Annotated in this window: 19 protein-coding genes and 4 pseudogenes; 15 read left to right on the top strand and 8 right to left on the bottom strand. The window is 36.2% G+C overall.

The window, feature by feature from the left end:
* Window positions 1-195: 195 nt before the first annotated feature.
* Window positions 196-645, top strand: a complete 450-nt coding sequence (locus HHU08_RS22870; protein WP_016202551.1) for an SRPBCC family protein — start codon at window positions 196-198, stop codon at window positions 643-645.
* A 337-nt stretch (window positions 646-982) separates the two neighbouring features.
* A pseudogene (locus HHU08_RS25830) lies at window positions 983-2,131 on the top strand (RNA-guided endonuclease InsQ/TnpB family protein).
* A gap of 40 nt (window positions 2,132-2,171) precedes the next feature.
* Here the strand turns inward: HHU08_RS25830 and bshB2 are convergent.
* The 3 genes from bshB2 to pdxK all read right to left on the bottom strand — a co-directional run bounded on the left by bshB2 (window position 2,172) and on the right by pdxK (window position 4,198).
* Window positions 2,172-2,846 carry a bacillithiol biosynthesis deacetylase BshB2 gene (gene bshB2 / locus HHU08_RS22860; RefSeq protein ID WP_169189404.1) on the bottom strand — a complete coding sequence of 225 codons (675 nt, stop codon included), beginning with the start codon at window positions 2,844-2,846 and terminating at the stop codon, window positions 2,172-2,174.
* A gap of 68 nt (window positions 2,847-2,914) precedes the next feature.
* Window positions 2,915-3,262: a YojF family protein gene (locus HHU08_RS22855; RefSeq protein WP_016202548.1), complete on the bottom strand. Its 348-nt coding sequence runs from the start codon at window positions 3,260-3,262 to the stop codon at window positions 2,915-2,917.
* Between the two features lie 108 nt (window positions 3,263-3,370).
* A complete protein-coding gene (gene pdxK / locus HHU08_RS22850; RefSeq protein WP_040343113.1) occupies window positions 3,371-4,198 on the bottom strand; it encodes a pyridoxine/pyridoxal/pyridoxamine kinase in 828 nt (275 codons plus the stop codon).
* Between the two features lie 285 nt (window positions 4,199-4,483).
* On the opposite strand from pdxK, the gene HHU08_RS22845 reads away from it, so the two are divergent.
* Genes HHU08_RS22845 through HHU08_RS22835 form a run of 3 tightly spaced genes read left to right on the top strand, consistent with a single transcriptional unit; the run spans window position 4,484 to window position 6,215 of the window.
* Complete coding sequence (locus tag HHU08_RS22845; RefSeq protein ID WP_016202546.1) at window positions 4,484-4,945, top strand: molybdenum cofactor biosynthesis protein MoaE; 462 nt, start codon at window positions 4,484-4,486, stop codon at window positions 4,943-4,945.
* Window positions 4,942-5,175, top strand: a complete 234-nt coding sequence (moaD, locus tag HHU08_RS22840) for a molybdopterin converting factor subunit 1 (protein WP_016202545.1) — start codon at window positions 4,942-4,944, stop codon at window positions 5,173-5,175. The genes HHU08_RS22845 and moaD overlap by 4 nt, the downstream gene beginning before the upstream one ends.
* 17 nt (window positions 5,176-5,192) lie before the next feature.
* Window positions 5,193-6,215: a MoeB/ThiF family adenylyltransferase gene (locus tag HHU08_RS22835; protein ID WP_169189403.1), complete on the top strand. Its 1,023-nt coding sequence runs from the start codon at window positions 5,193-5,195 to the stop codon at window positions 6,213-6,215.
* Window positions 6,216-6,258: 43 nt separating this feature from the next.
* On the opposite strand, the gene HHU08_RS22830 is transcribed toward HHU08_RS22835, so the two are convergent.
* On the bottom strand, window positions 6,259-6,585 hold the full coding sequence (locus tag HHU08_RS22830) for a general stress protein (RefSeq protein ID WP_016202543.1): 327 nt from the start codon (window positions 6,583-6,585) through the stop codon (window positions 6,259-6,261).
* A 196-nt stretch (window positions 6,586-6,781) separates the two neighbouring features.
* Between HHU08_RS22830 and HHU08_RS22825 the strand changes: the two genes are divergently transcribed.
* From HHU08_RS22825 to HHU08_RS25815, 6 genes and pseudogenes are all read left to right on the top strand, one after another.
* Window positions 6,782-7,531, top strand: coding sequence for a DUF4230 domain-containing protein (locus tag HHU08_RS22825; protein ID WP_016202542.1), 750 nt, complete (start codon window positions 6,782-6,784; stop codon window positions 7,529-7,531).
* Between the two features lie 13 nt (window positions 7,532-7,544).
* Window positions 7,545-8,222, top strand: a complete 678-nt coding sequence (locus HHU08_RS22820) for a uracil-DNA glycosylase (RefSeq protein WP_169189402.1) — start codon at window positions 7,545-7,547, stop codon at window positions 8,220-8,222.
* A 428-nt stretch (window positions 8,223-8,650) separates the two neighbouring features.
* Complete coding sequence (locus HHU08_RS22815) at window positions 8,651-8,941, top strand: YwdI family protein (protein WP_016202540.1); 291 nt, start codon at window positions 8,651-8,653, stop codon at window positions 8,939-8,941.
* Between the two features lie 195 nt (window positions 8,942-9,136).
* On the top strand, window positions 9,137-9,508 hold the full coding sequence (locus HHU08_RS22810) for a DUF423 domain-containing protein (RefSeq protein ID WP_016202539.1): 372 nt from the start codon (window positions 9,137-9,139) through the stop codon (window positions 9,506-9,508).
* Between the two features lie 133 nt (window positions 9,509-9,641).
* Window positions 9,642-10,576: pseudogene (locus HHU08_RS26025) on the top strand (YibE/F family protein).
* Window positions 10,525-10,818: pseudogene (locus HHU08_RS25815) on the top strand (YibE/F family protein); the annotation flags it as partial. The pseudogenes HHU08_RS26025 and HHU08_RS25815, both read left to right, overlap by 52 nt.
* Before the next feature lie 101 nt (window positions 10,819-10,919).
* On the opposite strand, the gene gerQ reads toward HHU08_RS25815, so the two are convergent.
* Window positions 10,920-11,393 (bottom strand): spore coat protein GerQ, encoded by a 474-nt coding sequence (gerQ, locus tag HHU08_RS22795; protein ID WP_101729883.1) that lies wholly within the window; start codon window positions 11,391-11,393, stop codon window positions 10,920-10,922.
* A gap of 286 nt (window positions 11,394-11,679) precedes the next feature.
* Window positions 11,680-12,432, bottom strand: coding sequence for a hydrogen peroxide-dependent heme synthase (hemQ, locus tag HHU08_RS22790; RefSeq protein WP_016202535.1), 753 nt, complete (start codon window positions 12,430-12,432; stop codon window positions 11,680-11,682).
* Window positions 12,433-12,930: 498 nt separating this feature from the next.
* On the opposite strand from hemQ, the gene pta reads away from it, so the two are divergent.
* The 3 genes and pseudogenes from pta to HHU08_RS22775 all read left to right on the top strand — a co-directional run bounded on the left by pta (window position 12,931) and on the right by HHU08_RS22775 (window position 15,280).
* Window positions 12,931-13,908: a phosphate acetyltransferase gene (gene pta / locus HHU08_RS22785; protein WP_016202534.1), complete on the top strand. Its 978-nt coding sequence runs from the start codon at window positions 12,931-12,933 to the stop codon at window positions 13,906-13,908.
* A 129-nt stretch (window positions 13,909-14,037) separates the two neighbouring features.
* Window positions 14,038-14,166, top strand: a pseudogene (locus HHU08_RS22780) (GNAT family N-acetyltransferase); the annotation flags it as partial.
* Window positions 14,167-14,434: 268 nt separating this feature from the next.
* Window positions 14,435-15,280, top strand: a complete 846-nt coding sequence (locus HHU08_RS22775; protein WP_016202533.1) for a lipoate--protein ligase family protein — start codon at window positions 14,435-14,437, stop codon at window positions 15,278-15,280.
* Between the two features lie 277 nt (window positions 15,281-15,557).
* Here the strand turns inward: HHU08_RS22775 and HHU08_RS22770 are convergent, their stop codons facing one another.
* Both HHU08_RS22770 and HHU08_RS22765 read right to left on the bottom strand, forming a co-directional pair.
* Window positions 15,558-16,361 (bottom strand): RsfA family transcriptional regulator, encoded by an 804-nt coding sequence (locus HHU08_RS22770; protein ID WP_169189401.1) that lies wholly within the window; start codon window positions 16,359-16,361, stop codon window positions 15,558-15,560.
* A gap of 204 nt (window positions 16,362-16,565) precedes the next feature.
* The gene (locus tag HHU08_RS22765) at window positions 16,566-17,900 is read right to left on the bottom strand and encodes an MFS transporter (RefSeq protein WP_016202531.1); all 1,335 of its coding nucleotides are present in this window, start codon (window positions 17,898-17,900) and stop codon (window positions 16,566-16,568) included.
* Between the two features lie 278 nt (window positions 17,901-18,178).
* On the opposite strand from HHU08_RS22765, the gene HHU08_RS22760 reads away from it, so the two are divergent.
* On the top strand, window positions 18,179-18,403 hold the full coding sequence (locus HHU08_RS22760; protein WP_016202530.1) for a DUF1450 domain-containing protein: 225 nt from the start codon (window positions 18,179-18,181) through the stop codon (window positions 18,401-18,403).
* Window positions 18,404-18,564 lie beyond the last annotated feature (161 nt).

The raw sequence follows: 18,564 nt of genomic DNA, 5'->3' as shown, positions 1-18,564 counted from the left end.
CAATAGGAGAAAACAATGAGTTGGAAAAATAGAGTAGTCGGAATACACGTAGGCGCCACGGGGATTAGCGAGACAGTCTGAGACCCCGGAGGCTCAACGCGAGCCCCATGGAAAGCGAAGTGTATTCTGGCTGAGGGTAATCGCAACAAACTTTACGAAAACAGCAAAAAAGAAAGATCCTATTGAGGTGGAAAAATGGCTGATTTTAATGCGAGTGTTATTATTTGTGAGCCCATTGACGAAGTTTTTGCCTATTTTGCAGATATGACAAATGCTCCAGAATATATGAGTAAAGTGGCATCAACAGAAAAACAGACAGATGAGCCGATAGGGGTCGGCACAAAATATAAAGAGATAAGAAATGTTCGTGGAAATAAAGTATATGCTGAAATAGAATACCTTACCTATGAAAAAAATGTGGGATTTATGCGGAGAAGCAGTTCAAACGGATTAATAGTTGACTATGCTTACCGTTTTTCAGAGATACCTGAAGGCACACAAGTGGAGTTTGAAGGAACAGTGCATGTTAAGGGACTTAAAATGTTACTGATGAGAAAGTTCCTCGTGAAAATGGTGAAATCAGAAGACAACGATCATGTGCAAAATGCAAAAGAAGTGTTAGAAGGAAGAGTAGAAAATTTATAGGGAAGGGGGATGATGCAAGGATGGAATTTTTTGCATCAGCTTTTTTCAATAAATAATAGTTATGTAGAGAAAGAAAATTATTATTTTAAAATGATTAGAACTTATGCTTTAATAGAGAACACCTGCGACTTCAGTCGTGGGATGAATCTCTTTTCTTTTTTGAAAAAATAAAATTGAATATAGAAAACATATGTTCTGTTTGGTAAAATAATCTTAGAGAGAGGTGCGGAATTTGAAAAATACGGAGAAACAATTCGGAGTACAAAAAGAAATATTGAAGGTAAGAACAAAAAAAGAATATTTAGCATTGCGTAAATTAAGTCAATTAAGCAAGAATATGTACAATGTTGGTTTGTATTCGGTTCGCCAACACTTTTTTGAAACAAAAAAATATTTCCCCTATAAGGAAAATTACCATGCATGTAAATCCAATGAGAACTACAAATTAATGGGTTCGGCAGCGGCGCAACAAACGCTCAAAAAAGTGGAAGAAAACTTTAAAAGTTTCTTTGGGGTGTTGAAAGTAAAAGGTCAAGGAGCAAGGATTCCACGTTATTTGGAAAAAGATGCTCATTTTGAATTAAGTTACCCACAATTTAAACTACAAAAAGATGGGACATTCTATATTCCTGTTTCTCCTGCCTTTAAAAGAGAATACGGAACGATTAATGTTCGTTTCCCTTCAAATTTAGCCCCCTCAGAAATTGCTGAAATACGCATCCTTCCTAAATATAACGCACATTATTTTGAAATCGAGTATGTCTATAAAAAACAAGTAGAACAGCAAAAATTAAACAAAGATGAAGCACTTTCTTTGGATTTAGGAATAGATAATTTCATTGCCGGTATCGATACACTAGGTAATACTTTTTTAGTTTCTGGTAAACGAGTAAAGTCCTTGAACCAATGGTACAATAAATAAATTAAACGGTTACAGTCTATGAAAGATAAACAAAATATTGCCCACCTAACCAATCGACAGGTTTGTTTGTTGAGAAAAAGAAACAATGTATTACGCGATTTTTTAAACAAAACAACACACTACGTTATCAAACATTGTTTGGCTAACGGAATCGGTAAACTAGTTGTTGGACTCAACAGGGGTTGGAAACAAAACATTAATATCGGAAAGAAAAACAACCAAAAATTTGTACAAATTCCACACAGTAAGTTCATCAAAAAAGTTGAAAATATGTGCAAAAGACACCGCATTGAACTCATCGTTCAAGAAGAAAGCTATACTTCAAAAGCTAGTTTTCTAGATAATGATGAACTCCCTGTATATAATAAAAATTCGAAAGAAAAGCCCGTTTTCTCTGGAAAACGAGCGTTTCGAGGGCTATACAAAACATCTAGGTCTATTTTGGTGAATGCTGACCTAAACGGAGCAGCAAATATTTTAAGAAAATGTAACCATACATCCGAACTGTCGGACAAGGTGGCTAGGGGGCTTTTGGCAGTCCCGATGAGAATAAAATTAGTATAACCAAAAGGTTTATTAATCAGTTCTTATAGAATCTCGGTACTTAAGTGCCGAGTAGTTCAAATGTCCAATATCGCTCTGTATATAATCTAGTTAGCACATCTGGTTCCTGATTATTTAACCCCTCTTGAAGAGTAGCTGCATATTGTTGCGTTTGAGAAAGATGGGCTGCAATTGTTGCTATTTTTTGCTCTGCAAAATTTTGAACATCGATTTCTATATCCGGCTGTCCAAGATCTTCTTCACAATTTTTCGAGAATGCTACACAATAAAGTTTGGGTCTATTAGCAGCATCTCTTTTTTCAATAGCTTTTACAACGGCTGCTCCTGTCGCGTCATGATCTGGGTGAACAGAATATCCTGGATAGAAAGTAATAACTAGAGACGGATCTAGTTCATCTAGTAATGCAGTAAATTCATCAACTAGTACTTCCTCCTTTAGGAATTCAATCGTTTTATCACGATAGCCTAACATACGGAGATCTTCTAATCCCATTGCTCTTGCAGCTTCCTGTAATTCGTTTTTGCGAATTTCTGGTAAGGATTCTCTTGTTGCAAATGGTGGGTTTCCTAAATTTCGTCCCATTTGGCCAAGTGTTAAGCAAGCATATGTGACCGGGACTCCTTCGTGTATAAATTTAGAAATGGTACCAGATACACCAAATGCTTCATCGTCGGGATGGGGGAAAATAACTAATACTTGTCTTTCATTTTCCATTTATACTCCTCCTTTCATGAAATGGTAATCATTTATTTTTTAAGAATATTTCATGCTATTTTACTTTCTCATTCAAATGGTGTTTCACTTATTTGTAAGGCAACTGCCAATTTTCCTGTGAAATCTAATCCTGCTAATAATAATCTATTTTTTTCATCCACTTCATAATGAGTAACACCTTCTGCATAAACCCAGCCAATTCCCGTTTTTAAGCCAACTCGATAGGGACCGTTTCCTGTGATCTTGCCATATTCATAGGAAAGCTGTGCATTGCGGATATAGGCGCCGGAGTTAAAGAAGGTTTCGTCATTATGTGTAGCATAGGCGCCATTAGTCGTTTCTAAGTGAATATATATTTCTTTTTCACTCAAACGCTCGATTTCTTTTTGGACTTTCTCGATTTGTACAAACTCCAAAGAATATCCCTCCTTTTTACTAGTCTATTTAAAGGGAGAAAAATGGTCAGGGCATTTTTTTCCTTTTATTCAAAGCAAAGAATGCTGTGAGACCATTTTTAACCTCTTTTACTTAATACGAAGCTTCTCTTTTTCGTTACGATATGCTCCGTGCATAGTTGGGCCAACATACTCATTTAACTTAAAGCCATTGCGAATAGCGGCAGTAATAAAGTCTTTAGCTGTTTGAACAGCATCTTTTACTGTTGCACCTTTTGCTAATTCAGCTGTAATCGCAGCAGAGTTTGTGCAGCCTGCTCCATGTGTATAGGTTGTATCAATTAGTTCACTCTCTAAAATCGTAAATTCTTTTCCATCATATAGAAGATCGATTGCTTTTTCATGTCCTAATTTGCTGCCACCTTTAATGAGAACATATTTTGGTCCAAGTGCGTGAATTTTTACTGCTGCCTCTTTTAAATCTTCTATTGTTTTAATAGGCTCATCTGTTTGTGCAAGCTGCCAAGCTTCAAATAGATTAGGAGTCACTACCGTTGCTCTTGGAACAAGCAATTCGCGAAGAGCATCAGCTGTTTCTGGGTGAAGGACTTCATCTTCTCCTTTACAGATCATGACAGGATCAATAACAACATTTTTAATATTGTTCTCATCAATTAGTTTTGCTGCTGCTTCAATAATTTCAACAGAACCAAGCATTCCGGTTTTCATTGCATCAATACCTACAGATAGAACAGTTTCCAATTGAGCGTTTACTGTGTTTATATCCTGTGGAAAAACATTATGATGCCAATGATTTTTTGGATCCATTGTTACGATTGTCGTTAAAGCGGTCATTCCATAAACGCCTAGTTCTTGAAATGTTTTTAAGTCTGCTTGAATACCTGCACCACCACTAGTGTCAGATCCTGCTAAAGTTAATACTTTCTTCATTGTTATGCCTCCTATGTAATTGCCACTTTTTAGCGAAAAGTAATTTTGTTTGATTGAATAATTGTAGACTATTTTAATTAATCATACAACTTTTGCGCCATCCTTGCCTTAGTTTGGTTCTCATGTCGTTTTTACATACCAATCGAAGGAAGTTAAAGGCGTAAGGTGATAATAAGTAAGAGAATTCTGTCTACATGTATGGTAATCTTTATATATATTTTTTACGATGGAAAAGCAAGAAGCAATATAAATGCTCAAGGAAATAGAGAATAATGCAGAGGGGATATAGCGATGAGGTTTGAAATAATAGATCAGCCGATTAATATACAAAATGTTATTGATAAAGTAATAAGAAGAAATGCGGGTGCTGTTACTACGTTTATTGGGACAGTGAGGGAAATAACAGCAGGGAAAAAAACACTATTTTTAACATATGAAGCTTATACTCCAATGGCAACAAAAAAACTTGCGCAAATAGGCGAAGAGGTTAAGCGGAAATGGGGAGATATCGATATTGCTATTACTCATCGAATTGGCAAGCTAGAAATTAGTGATGTCGCAGTAGTTATCGCTGTTTCCACTCCGCATCGAAAGGATGCTTATGAGGCAAATCAATATGCAATCGAAAGAATAAAAGAAATTGTACCTGTTTGGAAAAAAGAGCATTGGGAAAATGGAGAAGAGTGGATCGGCAATCAAAAGGGGACTAAAATGTATCCCAATGGTAAGCCAGGTGAGGAGGAATTACATTGATTACATTGCTTTTTTTTGCGGGTGTGAAAGAAACAATAGGAAGCGAGACGTTAACATTGAAAGGGAAACAACAGACAATAGCGCAAATTAAGGAGTACTTACTAAATACATATCCATCTTTATCCCTTCAAGGAGTAATGGTAGCGGTTAATGAGGAATTTGCACTGGATGAGGATATTGTGAAGGAGAACGATACAGTAGCTTTTATTCCCCCTGTTAGTGGAGGATGAGGAAGGAGTAAATGCAAATGAATCAGAAGAGATATTCACGCCAGATACTATTTTCTTCTATTGGAACAGAGGGGCAGAGAGAAATTAGGACGAAACATGTGCTAATTATTGGTGTTGGTGCGTTAGGATCGTCCATTGCAGAGATGTTATGTAGAAGTGGCATTGGGAATCTTACTATTATAGACAGAGATTATGTGGAGAAAAGCAATCTTCAGCGACAACAATTGTATACAGAACAGGATGCAAAAGAGCGGATACCAAAAGCTGCTGCTGCAGAAAGAAGATTAATGGAGATTAATAGAGAATGCAGCATTAAGAGTATTGTTGGGGAAGCAACGGTAGAGCTATTGGAGCAGTTAGCGAAGAGCGTTGATATAATAATGGATGCAACTGACAATATGGAAATAAGAATGATTGTAAATGATATAGCGGTGAAGCATGAAATACCTTGGATTTATGGAGCTTGTGTAGGGAGTTCTGGAATGAGCTACACGATTGTACCAGGAGAGACACCGTGTTTACATTGCCTAATAAAATCTATGCCGATGACCGGTATGACATGTGATACTGTAGGGATTATCGCTCCGACTGTTCAATTAGTAGTTTCCCATCAAGTGACCGAAGCGTTAAAAATATTAGTCGGAGATAAAGCTTCCTTACGAGGAACATTTTTAACCTTTGATTTATGGAAAAATGAACACCATAATATTAAAGTTAATCGCGTGAAAAGGGAGGACTGTCCAACTTGCGGAGAAAATCCGACTTATCCTTTTTTGAAAAAAGAAAACCAGACAAAGACAGCTGTTTTATGTGGAAGAGAAACGGTTCAGATTCGTCCTTCTAATCCAAAGGATATCCCATTTCAGCAACTAGAAGAAAGTCTTCAGAAGAAAGGATATACAGTGAGGCAAAATCAATTTCTCCTCAGTGTTCAATTAGAGGCGAACAGAGTAGTGTTATTTAAAGATGGCAGAGCGTTGATACATGAGACAAATGATGTAGTATATGCTAAAACTCTTTATGACCAATTATTAGGATAGTAAAAAAAGCCTCGCGCTGTTATTTCACAACGCGAGGCTTTTCTTATTGTTCAAGTGAACCAACGACAACTAATTTACCTGTATCTAAAACTTCCTCGTATTTAGCGGCTTCTGCTTCTGTTAATCCGACTGATTGCATTTTTGAACGCAATTCGTCACCTCTTTTTCGGAAAACATTACTGATGGAATCCAGTAGTCCTTGTTCCTTCATGGATACATTTCCTGTTTCCGTTGCATTTGTTAAGTCTTCTGAACGATCCTTATCGTGGGCGAAAATATAAATGTTTTCCTTTTTATACCCTTGGTTTTCTAATGCGTTAATAATGTTGCTTGCTTGTACACCATTTTCTACTATTTCTACTTTATACATAATGATAGCCTCCTATTAATGTGGAATTTATCTATGTGTGTTATATACCTCTTATAAAAAAGATGAAACTCTTTTTCCATTGGTAATATTTTCATTGTCTATCCCTTGGGAAATTATACATAGACAAATATCCCCACAATCGACAAAATTCCCTATATAATATAATTAAGAGAATCATAGAAACAGGAGGGGGCAAATGGTAAGCAAAAAAGAAAGAGAACAAATTAATCGAGAGCTAAGCGCTGGACAAAAGGAACAGGCAAGTACAACAATGGAGTTAAATAACAGAAGAGGATTTCGATTTCCTCGATTTGGTTTATATAAAGTAAAGAATCGGATAAATAGAAAAATCATGCTTTTTTTAAGTATTTTAGTAGTGGGGTTGATAGTCGGAATAGTTGGGCTTTGGAAAGTTGCTTTTCCAAAAGAACCAGTAGTAAGAACAGGTGCTTATTTAGAACAGATGAAGGATTTATCAACATTAGCCACCTCGCAGGCCTTTGTAAAAACAATCTTAGAAAAAGAAGATAACGAGATTTTTGGAAAGGGAATTGAGGCAAATATTCCAGGAACGAAACGAAAAATACTATTAGTGGTACCTGGTACACTGACAGCTGGAGTAGATTTATCGGAAATAACAGAAGAGCAAATTAAAATTAATGAAGAAGAGAAAACAATTCACATTCTATTACCAAAAGCGGGCTTTCTTCAAGATCCTTCTATTAGTTTTGATGAAGTAGAAACGTATTCTGTTTCTGGCATTTTTAGAGGAGAGGTGGAATGGGAAGAAGCTTATAGCTTAATGGATGAAGCAAAGGAAGCGATGAAGGAAGAGGCTGTGGAACAAGGACTATTGGTAAAAGCAGAGGAAAATGCCCAAAAGACATTGAAAGAATTCTATGGGAGACTAGGATATACTGTTGAAGTAAAGTTCACAGGGGAATAAAGGAGGGGGAAGCATGACCGCATCATGGCAACAATTATTAGAGCAGGAGCGCCAAAAGGATTACTTTATTCAATTAGAATCCTTCTTAGAAGTAGAGTACAGAGAATCAACTATTTATCCAAAACGCGAAGATATCTTTAATAGTTTAACGTTCACTCCCTATGACAAAGTAAAGATAGTCATTTTAGGACAGGATCCTTATCACGGTCCCAATCAAGCACACGGATTAAGTTTTTCCGTTAAGCCGCAAGTAAAAATACCACCATCTTTAAAAAATATCTTTAAAGAGCTTCATGAAGATTTAGGGTGTCCTATCCCGAATCACGGCTATTTAAAGAGCTGGGCCAATCAAGGGATCCTTCTGTTAAATACGGTTTTAACCGTTCGTGCAGGACAAGCTAATTCTCATCGTGGAAAAGGGTGGGAAGTATTTACAGACCAAGTAATAAAAATGCTGAATGAAAGAGAGGAGCCAGTTATTTTTGTATTATGGGGCAATCCTGCCCAAAAAAAGCTTGCTCTTATCGATCAAAAAAAGCACGGTATCGTCTTATCAACACACCCAAGCCCGCTTTCAGCACATCGAGGTTTTTTAGGAAGTAGACCGTTCTCTACGATTAATCGCATGCTAGCAAATGGGGAACAGCCTCCTATCAATTGGTGTATAGATGATTTTTTGGAAAAAGAATAATATAATAAAGGAAATATACATGAGCAGTGATTTCTCCAGATAGGAAAAGAAATCGCTGCTCATCGTGTGTATTTTCCTGCAAGGGATTGGAAGGGTATAGAATGGACAAGAATAAGGTAAATTGCTATAAAGTGAAACTTCCATCAGTGGGGTTTTCCTCTTCCCCCACTGATGGTTAGTTGAACCAATCGGACCTTTACGGAGAGTTGATCTCCGACCCTAGCTTCCTTGTATTCTCATAAGCTTGAGGGGGGAGTCTTACTGTCTGTTAAGAGTGGGATAAATTAAATTTTACTATGTTACATGGGATAGTCAGTTCCCTAAAGGGTGTAAAGCATTCCAATTTAAAGGAAGAGCGCTACCATCTGTCGAAGTAAAAAGAGCATCTGGACACGAATGTCTTCGCTTCCAGGCAAAGGAGGGATGAAATGAATATCTCTATACAACAATTATTAGCTAAGATAGAAGATCAGTTAGCAGAAGCTAAAACAAGCAATTCCGATGCAAGAATAAGAGAAAGAGTCTACGCGATTAAATCCTTATGTGAGTTGGTTTTAGAACAGGAAGGAATACAAGGCGTAACCTATCAGCAACCCGTTCAGCAACCAACCTTCCAAGCTGTTCAAGCGCCATTAACCATTCCAAAACAAACCATACAGACACAAACAAATAAAATAAAAATGGAAGAAGGAAATGGCGATTCCTTATTTGATTTTTAGGTTTGAAGAGAAGTCTGCTTGACTCTACGGAAAATGTGGGAAAGTCTGAGAACCTGCAGGAGTGCAACGGATCGTTAATTTAGTAGTGCTTAGTTATAGGAAGAGTCTATCTGCAGAAAGCACGAATAAGGTGCAACAATCAACACTTCATACATAGATCCATTTATATAAAAAGTTAAAAAGAAGGAGATAAAAATGAAAGCTTTTATCATTATCGGAGCAATTAATGCTCTATTATCTGTAGGTTTAGGAGCATTCGGTGCCCATGGGTTAGAAGGGAAAATACCAGAAAAATATCTTGAAACGTGGAAAACAGGTGTTACTTATCAAATGTTCCATAGTACGGGATTAATTCTAATCGGTTTACTCTTAGGGAAATTTCCAGAAAGCAGTTTGTTGAATTGGGCAGGATGGCTAATGTTAATTGGAATTATCCTATTTGCAGGAAGTTTATACATATTGGCCGTTACCCAAATCAAAATACTAGGAGCTATTACACCAATAGGTGGAGTAGCATTTTTGACAGCGTGGTTATTAATTATTATCGCTGCTTGGAAATGGATGTAATTGGATCGTATAAAAGGATAGGTAAGCAAAGGATTGATATTCTTACCTATCCTTTTTTCTTACTTTTCCAAAAGAAAAAGTACTTTGTAGTAGGAGGTTACTTTTGAAAGTTATATTTAGCAAATTTCATAAAATGAACAAGAAAAAGAAACTCTTTTTTATTGTCGTTTTACTTTCATTTATAGGGTCTATTGTGTTTGTGCGTAACAATTACTCCTTCTATGAAAAGCCAATAGCAGAAGTCGTAAAAACGGAACTAATAGATAAAACGGAAGTAAAGGATCAATTTAATAATAAGGATTATATTTTTATTCAGCAAATTATTGGGGTAGTGAAAAATGGGAAGGAAAAAGGGAAACAAATTTATCTAATGAATGAATATTCTTCTTCTAAAGCCAATAATGATGAATTCTATGTCGGAAATGAATTATTTGTTCATATTGATTCTAAGTTAGGAGAGAATGGCTATCTCAAAGGAAGTGTACAAGATGTTAAAAGAGATACATATTTGTTGATGATTGCGTGGGTTTTTATTTTTGCCTTGCTATTTGTTGGTAAAAAACAGGGCTTGTATTCTCTTATTAGCTTGATTATTAATGCCGTCATCTTATCCGTTGCATTGGATGTTTATATAAATACGTCCGAAAAGAGTCTGCTGTTAATTTGCAGTATAAGCGTGATTATCTTTACGATTATTTCCCTTATACTAGTGAGCGGGCGAAACGAAAAAACGTATGCTGCGATTATAGCACCTTACTAGGTACTTTTATTTCTCTATTTATGACTTACTTTGTTTTATGGTTAACTTCGGAAAAAGGACTTCGCTATGAGGAGTTACAATTTATTACGCGTCCTTATAAATTGGTCTTTTTGGCAGGACTATTTCTCGGATCCCTCGGCGCTGTTATGGACGTCGCCATTACCATGTCTTCTTCGATATTTGGATTGTATGAAAAGAATAATAATATATCTGTTAAAGCATTAATAAAGTCAGGAAGGGAAATTGGAAAAGATATTATTATCACAATCCATCTATTAGTAGAAAAGAATTGTACAAAGCTGGATTAAGTATTGGAAAAGATATTCTTGGTACAAGTACGAATACGTTATTTTTTGCTTTCTTTGGTGGTTACCTCGCACTACTGATTTGGTTTAAAGATTTGTCCTATACGTTAGGGGAAATTGTAAATTCAAAAATATTTGGGGCAGAAATGATTACGATTCTTAGTGCAGGAACAGGTGTTACACTTGTAATCCCTATTACCGCATGGATAACTGCCTATTTTTTGGTGAAAGATAAAACGTCATAACTTAATATAAGGGGGGACTTTTTGAAGTCCCTTTTTGTGCCTCTAAATCAAAGCATAAAAAAGTACACCACTATATAAGTGATGCACGGAATTTCTCTTTGTTATCTAGGTGGATATGTAGTCAAGTTTGGTGCTGCAACGCCATACGGATACTCATACTCAATCTCTTCATCAAAAGTAACATAATCGATATATAGCATAGGCAGTAAATAACGAATTCCAGTTTGCGGGTCGCTTAAAATAAGATGGTCACGCCCTGCTGCTTCAACAATGCCTTTAAAGATTTTAGCATTCCATTCTCTATTGTTTTCAAATGTTGCATATACGGTTGCGATTTTTCCTTTGTTAAGACGTAAAATATTCTCGATATATGATGCTTCAAGTGGCAGCTGTCCTGGCAGTGTAGTAGGTGTTGGGCTTGGTGTAGGCGCTGGTGTAGGTGTAGGAGTAGGGACCCCTTGTTGTATTGGTGTTTGTGGCTGATACACTTGCTGATTTCCATAGGTAGGAATTTGCCCGGGGTAAGTCCCGTATCCTTGTGGATAACCGTAGTTTCCATAATTTGATTGACTCATTTTCATCCCTCCATAGTCTTCTATTCAATCTTCCCATACATACTTCCATCATTCAGAAGTTGACCATAAAATTTACAGATAAGAAGTAGACGGTGAATGTTGATTCCTTCTTAGGTCATCGCTCACTATTTCATCCTATGAGGAAAAAGAAAAAGTTATGACAAGGAGTTAAGAATTTATATCGAAATCAACTGGATTTATTTAGAGAAGAAGCAGTTAATCTTTAAGAGAATAGAAAAAAAGAGAATTCTCCAGTAATCTCTACTAGAGAATTCTCTCCTTCCATTTAGTTTACATGTAAAAAGTTAGTGATTGCCTCTTGTTTAAGAATGGTGCCTACAAAGAAAGAACCAAATTCACCATAGCGTGCGCTTACTTCATCAAAACGCATTTCATATACTAATTTTTTGAATTGGAGCACATCATCTGAGAATAAGGTTACGCCCCATTCATAATCATCAAAACCAACAGATCCTGTAATAATCTGTTTTACCTTTCCAGCGTATTGGCGGCCAATCATGCCATGGCTACGCATTAAGTTTATGCGGTCTTCCATAGGAAGCATATACCAGTTGTCTTCTCCTTGGCGGCGTTTATCCATTGGATAGAAGCACACATAACTGGATTCTGGAAGGATTGGGTATAATCTAGATTTTACATATGGATTTTCATATGGATCTTGATCTGAATCAGAAGGAAGATAATTACTTAATTCTACAACAGAAACATAGGAATGAGCTGGAATAGTAAACTCAGCTAATTTTGTTTTGTTGAATTCTGTTTCTAGTTGTTGTAATTCTTCCATAGTTGGACGGAGAATCATCATCATGAAGTCCGCTTTTTGTCCAACAATTGTATATAGGGCATGGCTGCCGCTATTGTTTTCTTGAACAACATTCCATTTTTCCAATAAACCTAGAAATTCATTGATTGCCTCTTGTCTTTCATCGTTAGGTAACATTTTCCATGTAGTCCAATCTACTGTTCGGAAATCATGCAGGCAATACCAACCATCTAATGTTTTTGCTGCTTCACTCATTTATATATTCACTCCTTATTTAATAACATTTATCCCACTCTTAACGGACAGTAAGACTCCCCCTCAAGCTTATGGGAATACGAGGAAGATAGGTGGGAGATCAACTGTCCGTAAAGGTCCGATTGGTTCAACTAACCATCAGTGGGGGATGAAGGAAAACCCCCACTGATGGAAGTTTCACTTTATACGATTTTAACTATATCATAGTTTCTCCATATATTAGTGGAATAACCCTTGAGATAATTGTGAACAAATTGTGACTTCTAGAAAAAGGAAGTTTCAGTTCGTCTAAAAAAGTATAATGAAGTTACATATAGGGAATTATCAGATTTATAACAGAACTTCCATCAATATTTCATCTTCATCTTCTTTGCATTAGTAGATGAACGTATCATGCTTTATATGGGATAAAAATAGAAGAAAGTAAGGAATATTCCTTGAAATTTTATCATGGTAGAGTATCCTATTAAGTGTACATAAAAAGGAGGAAGAAAATTAATGAGTGATTTATTTACAGGTTTAAAAGAAAAAGTAACTGGCCAAAACGTAAAGATCGTTTTCCCAGAAGCATTAGATGAGAGAATTTTAAAAGCTGCTGGTCGTTTAGCAGAAGATAAAGTGTTAATTCCTGTTTTAATTGGGGACATAGAAGAAGTTCAAGCAAAAGCAAAAAATCTAGGTGTTTCTTTAGAAAATGCAGAAATTTATGATCCAAAGAAATATGCTCAATTTGATGCATTAGTTGCTTCTTTTGTTGAAAGACGTAAAGGAAAAGTAACAGAAGAAGATGCACGTAAAATCCTTTTAGATGAAAACTATTTTGGAACAATGCTTGTTTATGCTAACCAAGCAGATGGTCTAGTAAGTGGTGCGATTCATTCAACAGCTGACACTGTTCGTCCGGCTTTACAAATTATTAAAACAAAACAAGGTGTTAAGAAGACTTCTGGTGTATTCATCATGGTTCGTGAAGATGAAAAATATGTATTTGCAGACTGTGCAATCAATATTACTCCAGACAGCCAAGATTTGGCAGAAATTGCTGTGGAAAGTGCGAAAACAGCAAGAATGTTTGACATTGACCCACGCGTTGCAATGTTAAGCTTCTCAACTAAAGGTTCTGCAAAATCACCAGAAACAGAAAAAGTAGAAGGTGCATTAGCTGAAGCAAAACTAAGAGACCCATTATTAGTAATTGATGGTGAATTCCAATTTGATGCTGCATTTGTTCCATCTGTAGCGAAACAAAAAGCTCCAGATTCTCCAATTCAAGGAGATGCAAATGTATTTGTATTCCCAAGTCTAGAGGCTGGTAATATCGGTTATAAAATTGCACAAAGATTAGGTAACTTTGAAGCAGTCGGACCAATCCTTCAAGGCTTAAATGCTCCAGTAAACGACCTTTCTCGTGGATGTAACGAAGAAGATGTTTATAAATTAGCATTAATTACTGCAGGACAAAGCTTAGCAAAATAATTATTTTTAAAGAAGCTTGGACATAAGTATTTTCAACCAAATAACCCCGAACGATTATACGTACATGCTAAGAAAAATTCGTATAATTGTTTGGGGTTTTATTCATTTTAAGAAAGAATGAGAGATTGAGGTTCATCAAAGGTTTTGGAAAAAGTTGGGATGTATTTAGAAGGTGGAATTCGTGAAGATTTGTTAATTAAAGATGGTTGGCGTGACTCTTTACTATATAGTGTTTTAGAACATGAATGGGAAAAGTAATATAACTAGTTTTCTTTATCTAAGATGGGCTTCAACGAAAGTAGCATCGTGAAAATGTAAAGCTCAGAGTCTGAGCTATTGAATGTGTTAAATAGTATGTGTTATATGGTGTGAATTCCAATGTAATTTTCATTTCCCCATATTAATTGAACTGCTTAGCTTTAGAAAAAGCTCTTTTTTCGTTATAATAAATCATTGTGAATGAATAAAGAAAACTATATCTTTTAAAAATAGGATAGATGGTTGTTAAAACAAAAGGAGCTAAGTGATGGTCGGCAATACTAGTTTGTTAAAACAAGATAAATGGAGAATCATTGATCAGTCAACAACAGGTTTACATGTATCAGCGCTACACTCTTTCGGCATGGATGATACTTTATGTTCCTCTGTTGGAAGTGGCATGGTACCTGCTACGGCACGAACATGGGTACATGATCGGACGATTGTATTAGGAATTCAAGATACGAGATTACCTCATCTGAAAGATGCATTGGCTTTTTTAAAGGAGCAGGGATACCAATACATTGTCCGTAATTCTGGTGGACTTGCTGTTGTGTTGGATAAAGATGTGTTAAATATTTCGCTTATCCTGCCAGAACAGGAAAGAGGAATAGATATTAATAGTGGTTATGAGACGATGTGGGAATTAATTAACTATATGTTTAAAGAATATGGGAAAACGATAGAAGCAAAGGAAATTGTCGGATCGTATTGTCCAGGCAGCTATGACTTAAGTATTGATGGGAAAAAATTTGCAGGCATTTCTCAAAGACGCTTAAGAAGTGGGGTTGCGGTTCAAATTTATCTTTGCATAAATGGCAGTGGAAAGCAAAGAGCGGAAATTATCAAGCAATTTTATGCTGCAGGACTGCAAGGAGAGACAACTAAATTTGCTTATCCAGAAATAAAACCGGAAGTAATGGCTTCTTTAGCTGAACTATTAGACGTTCCACTAACAGTTGATCAAGTGATGACAAAGTTGCTTCTTGCTTTAAAAGATCACGCAGAGTTTTTATTTGCAGATCAATTACAAGGGGAAGAGCTACCACTGTTCGAGTCTTATTATGATCGTGTCGTTGATCGAAACGAGAAAATTATGCAGGCATTTCGTTAAAATCAAAAAGAGGATAAGGAAGGTGATTTTTTGAATCCCTTTCCTTATCCTCTATTTATAATCGAGAATGGTTGCCAACTCCAAAAACTTCTCTCTTTTTTGTTATGCGTTTTATAAGCCGCTAAACGGTCTTTCCGCTTTTTAAAATCAATCTAGCTAGCAAACTTCTCCCTACGATAAGTCAACATCAGATCGCTATCGCTCTCTGTGTTTCCTTTATCTCAGGAAATGCTGCTCCACCCCACACGCCGCTGAACGGTCCCTTTCCGCTTTTTAATTACTCTGCGACTTTTTCGAGGTTTCCGTTTCGGTCCATTTTAAACTTGGTTGGGCGCTCATCTTCTTCTAGTACCACAAGTTTACGGGCTCTGTTCATGATTTTCATGAGTGTTTCGTAATCTTCTTGCATCATTTCTGAGTTGTTTTCGATTTGATGTAGCTTTTCTTCTAACTCTTTGTTGCGACTTTTGATCGTGGCCATTTCTCTTTTTAATCTTTCATTCTCACTTTTTAAGATTTCCAGCTGTATTGGAGCACTTCGGAAATTTTGTAAGTAAGAGAGAACGGCATCAAAATTAAGTGTGCTAGCTTGATTGTAGCTCACTCCTGAGTAAACAGGAGTTTTCTCTACTTCAATGTTCGTTTGTGGTTCTTCTGTTTGATAGTTTGCAAGCTCATCTTCTTCTGGACTAGTAACATGTGTATCTAATGTTTCTAGTGAATCGAATGTCTCCAACTCCATTGAACCAAGTTCTAAACTAGTGGAAGCAGTAAGAGCCTCGAGATCGTCCACTGTTGGTACTGGTGGTGAGTATAATAGTTTCTTTTTACCACCTTGATCTTTTCCTAGCATCCGTTGTCGTTGTTTTCGCTGTTTCTTCGCAAGCTGCAGCGCCTTCTCATATTGATGACGAACGACTGCGTTCCAGCGGAATCCACACGCAGCTGAAGTTCTATTTAATTTATCCCCAACTTCTTCAAATGCGTTTAACTGTGTACTTCCTTCTCTGACATGTCTTAAAACTGTTTCTGCTAATAATAAATCGTTTTCTTCAGACCATGCATCTTGTCTAACCTTCATTCTTAACTCAACTCCCAACTTAATCACGATAAATAAATATTTCTAGTTCCATCTTTTCCAGAAATATGTTTGTTTATACAAAAGAAATACAAGGATAGTAGATTTTTTTATAGTTTAGAAAAAAGGGAAATTAGCGGATAAAGAGGGTTGAAAAAAAGCCGGCAACTTGGCCGACTATTTTTGATACATATACGATTAAATTTTCTATGCTCTTTTTTCTATTAAAGTTCCTTCGTTGCGGATAAAGAAGGCTGATAAAAATGCAAAAATACTTACAATAAATCCGAATAAGAAGAGATGGTGAATACCATCCATAAAGGTAGTACCACTATTTAGCAAAGATCCCATAATGGTTACACCGATTGCTGTTCCCATATTTCGGCAGAACATAAAGAAAGAAGTAGAGATCCCTTTTTCGTGATTTCCTACTAATGCTTGAGCGCCAATAACACCAACAGTACTTAGTAGTCCAAATGCTAATCCTTGAACAATCATGAGGATAAAGACGTACCAGAAGCCGTTTGATTCATTTAATAATACTAATAAAATTCCTGACAGTAATAGTAATGTATTTCCAATTATTAATAGAATGCGATAGCCATATTTTAATATCCATTTACCAGCTGGAACCGACATGGCCATCCATCCAACAGACATACCAAGGAGAGAAACACCACTCCATAGGACAGAAAGGCCAGCTTGGTTTTGCAGGAATAATGGAATATAGCTTGATGTTCCAAATAAGGCCAATGTTCCAACAAATCCATTAAGGAAAATCCAAGTAATTGTTTTATTCTTAAAAATGGATAATGGAACAATAGGAGAAGATTGTCTTTTCTCAAAGAAATAAAATGTGATTAATAGAAGGATACCGACTATAGCAAAAATAAACAGATAACTTTCTAACACGGTAACTAGTAATACACAAGTTATGCCGACTCCAAACAGGACAGCACCAATATAATCTACTTGTGCCTTTTTAGGTTGATAAACTTCTTTATATGGAATCAAAGTTAATAGTGCAATGATACATACTGGAAAATTAATGTAAAAAATCCATCTCCAACTCAAAAACTCTACAAAAAGAGAACCAAGTGTGGGAGCTAATACGGCAGATAATGCCCACATGCCAGTAAATAATGCTTGGATCTTCCCTCTTTTTTCAATAGAAAAAAGGTCTCCAGCAATGATAGCAGGAAATGGCATCATGAATCCAGCTCCCATTCCCTGTAGTGCGCGGAAAATGACTAATTGAGGCATAGTCGCTGCAATTCCACATAAGAGTGAGCCGATTAAAAAGACGATAATCCCGAAAGCAAACAGTTTCTTTCTACCAAAAAGATCAGAAAGTCTGCCGGCAATTGGTGACAGTATGGTGCTAGCTATCATATAAGCAGCAAAAGACCAAGCGTATAATGCCGTTCCGCCAAGTTCCTCTGCAATAATTGGCATGGTTGTATTCATAATAGTCGTATCAATAGAGGCGATCAACATTGCAAGCACAATGCTGCACATTACTAATAGTCTACTTTTATTCATTTAATAACCTCCCTATATTCAAGAGAAAATTATAACGCATATTGATTAATTAATATAGAGAAGGGAATTAGTTTAGAAAAAATACTGCCGTAGCAGATAGACAAAAATAGCATAGTAGGAGCGGATTTATTCCACAAATTCGTCACTGTTTTACACTCTTTTGCATCTTGCATTGCTAGTGGAGAAGGGGTAAAATACCATATAGTAATGAGTGAGAATGTTGTCGATTAGATGATTGATAACTTTAATAGAGAGCATTTAAAGAAAGGGTTGTCCCAATGGCAAACGAATTTCGTGTTTGCGACGATTGTCAGGCAGTAAATTTAAAAACGTTAATACCACGTTTAAAGCAAATAGATCCAGATGCAAAAATTGAAATAGGATGTCAATCCTATTGTGGTCCTGGTCGCAAAAAAACATTTGCTTTTGTCAATAATCGTCCACTAGCTGCATTAACAGAAGAAGAGTTAATGGATAAAATTAATACAAAGTTAAAAAAATAATAGAAACTCATCTATTATTTGAAATCTTCAAATGAAACAACAACAATGAAAAACAGAGTCTTTGTAAAACCAGAGGAGCTTCCACTAGATAGTTATTTTATGGAGAAAACCATGATTTTTTTCCTTTTTAAAATGCCTACACGGAACCCTCTTTTTCTATC

It is taken from the genome of Niallia alba, from assembly GCF_012933555.1.
Classification (GTDB): Bacteria; Bacillota; Bacilli; order Bacillales; family Cytobacillaceae; genus Niallia; species Niallia alba.
Note: the sequence above shows the minus strand (reverse complement) of the source record. Positions and strands in the feature narration are given on the sequence as shown.

What these genes read in the sequence shown, in the direction of transcription:
- gerQ (WP_101729883.1), bottom strand. Translation starts at nt 11,393, where the DNA reads ATGAGTCAATCAAATTATGGAAACTACGGTTATCCACAAGGATACGGG.
- HHU08_RS22830 (WP_016202543.1), bottom strand. Translation starts at nt 6,585, where the DNA reads ATGTATAAAGTAGAAATAGTAGAAAATGGTGTACAAGCAAGCAACATT.
- HHU08_RS22770 (WP_169189401.1), bottom strand. Translation starts at nt 16,361, where the DNA reads ATGAAGGTTAGACAAGATGCATGGTCTGAAGAAAACGATTTATTATTA.
- HHU08_RS22870 (WP_016202551.1), top strand. Translation starts at nt 196, where the DNA reads ATGGCTGATTTTAATGCGAGTGTTATTATTTGTGAGCCCATTGACGAA.
- HHU08_RS22760 (WP_016202530.1), top strand. Translation starts at nt 18,179, where the DNA reads ATGGCAAACGAATTTCGTGTTTGCGACGATTGTCAGGCAGTAAATTTA.
- hemQ (WP_016202535.1), bottom strand. Translation starts at nt 12,432, where the DNA reads ATGAGTGAAGCAGCAAAAACATTAGATGGTTGGTATTGCCTGCATGAT.
- HHU08_RS22845 (WP_016202546.1), top strand. Translation starts at nt 4,484, where the DNA reads ATGAGGTTTGAAATAATAGATCAGCCGATTAATATACAAAATGTTATT.
- HHU08_RS22815 (WP_016202540.1), top strand. Translation starts at nt 8,651, where the DNA reads ATGAATATCTCTATACAACAATTATTAGCTAAGATAGAAGATCAGTTA.
- HHU08_RS22765 (WP_016202531.1), bottom strand. Translation starts at nt 17,900, where the DNA reads ATGAATAAAAGTAGACTATTAGTAATGTGCAGCATTGTGCTTGCAATG.
- bshB2 (WP_169189404.1), bottom strand. Translation starts at nt 2,846, where the DNA reads ATGGAAAATGAAAGACAAGTATTAGTTATTTTCCCCCATCCCGACGAT.
- HHU08_RS22775 (WP_016202533.1), top strand. Translation starts at nt 14,435, where the DNA reads ATGGTCGGCAATACTAGTTTGTTAAAACAAGATAAATGGAGAATCATT.
- HHU08_RS22820 (WP_169189402.1), top strand. Translation starts at nt 7,545, where the DNA reads ATGACCGCATCATGGCAACAATTATTAGAGCAGGAGCGCCAAAAGGAT.
- HHU08_RS22810 (WP_016202539.1), top strand. Translation starts at nt 9,137, where the DNA reads ATGAAAGCTTTTATCATTATCGGAGCAATTAATGCTCTATTATCTGTA.
- pta (WP_016202534.1), top strand. Translation starts at nt 12,931, where the DNA reads ATGAGTGATTTATTTACAGGTTTAAAAGAAAAAGTAACTGGCCAAAAC.
- HHU08_RS22835 (WP_169189403.1), top strand. Translation starts at nt 5,193, where the DNA reads ATGAATCAGAAGAGATATTCACGCCAGATACTATTTTCTTCTATTGGA.
- HHU08_RS22825 (WP_016202542.1), top strand. Translation starts at nt 6,782, where the DNA reads ATGGTAAGCAAAAAAGAAAGAGAACAAATTAATCGAGAGCTAAGCGCT.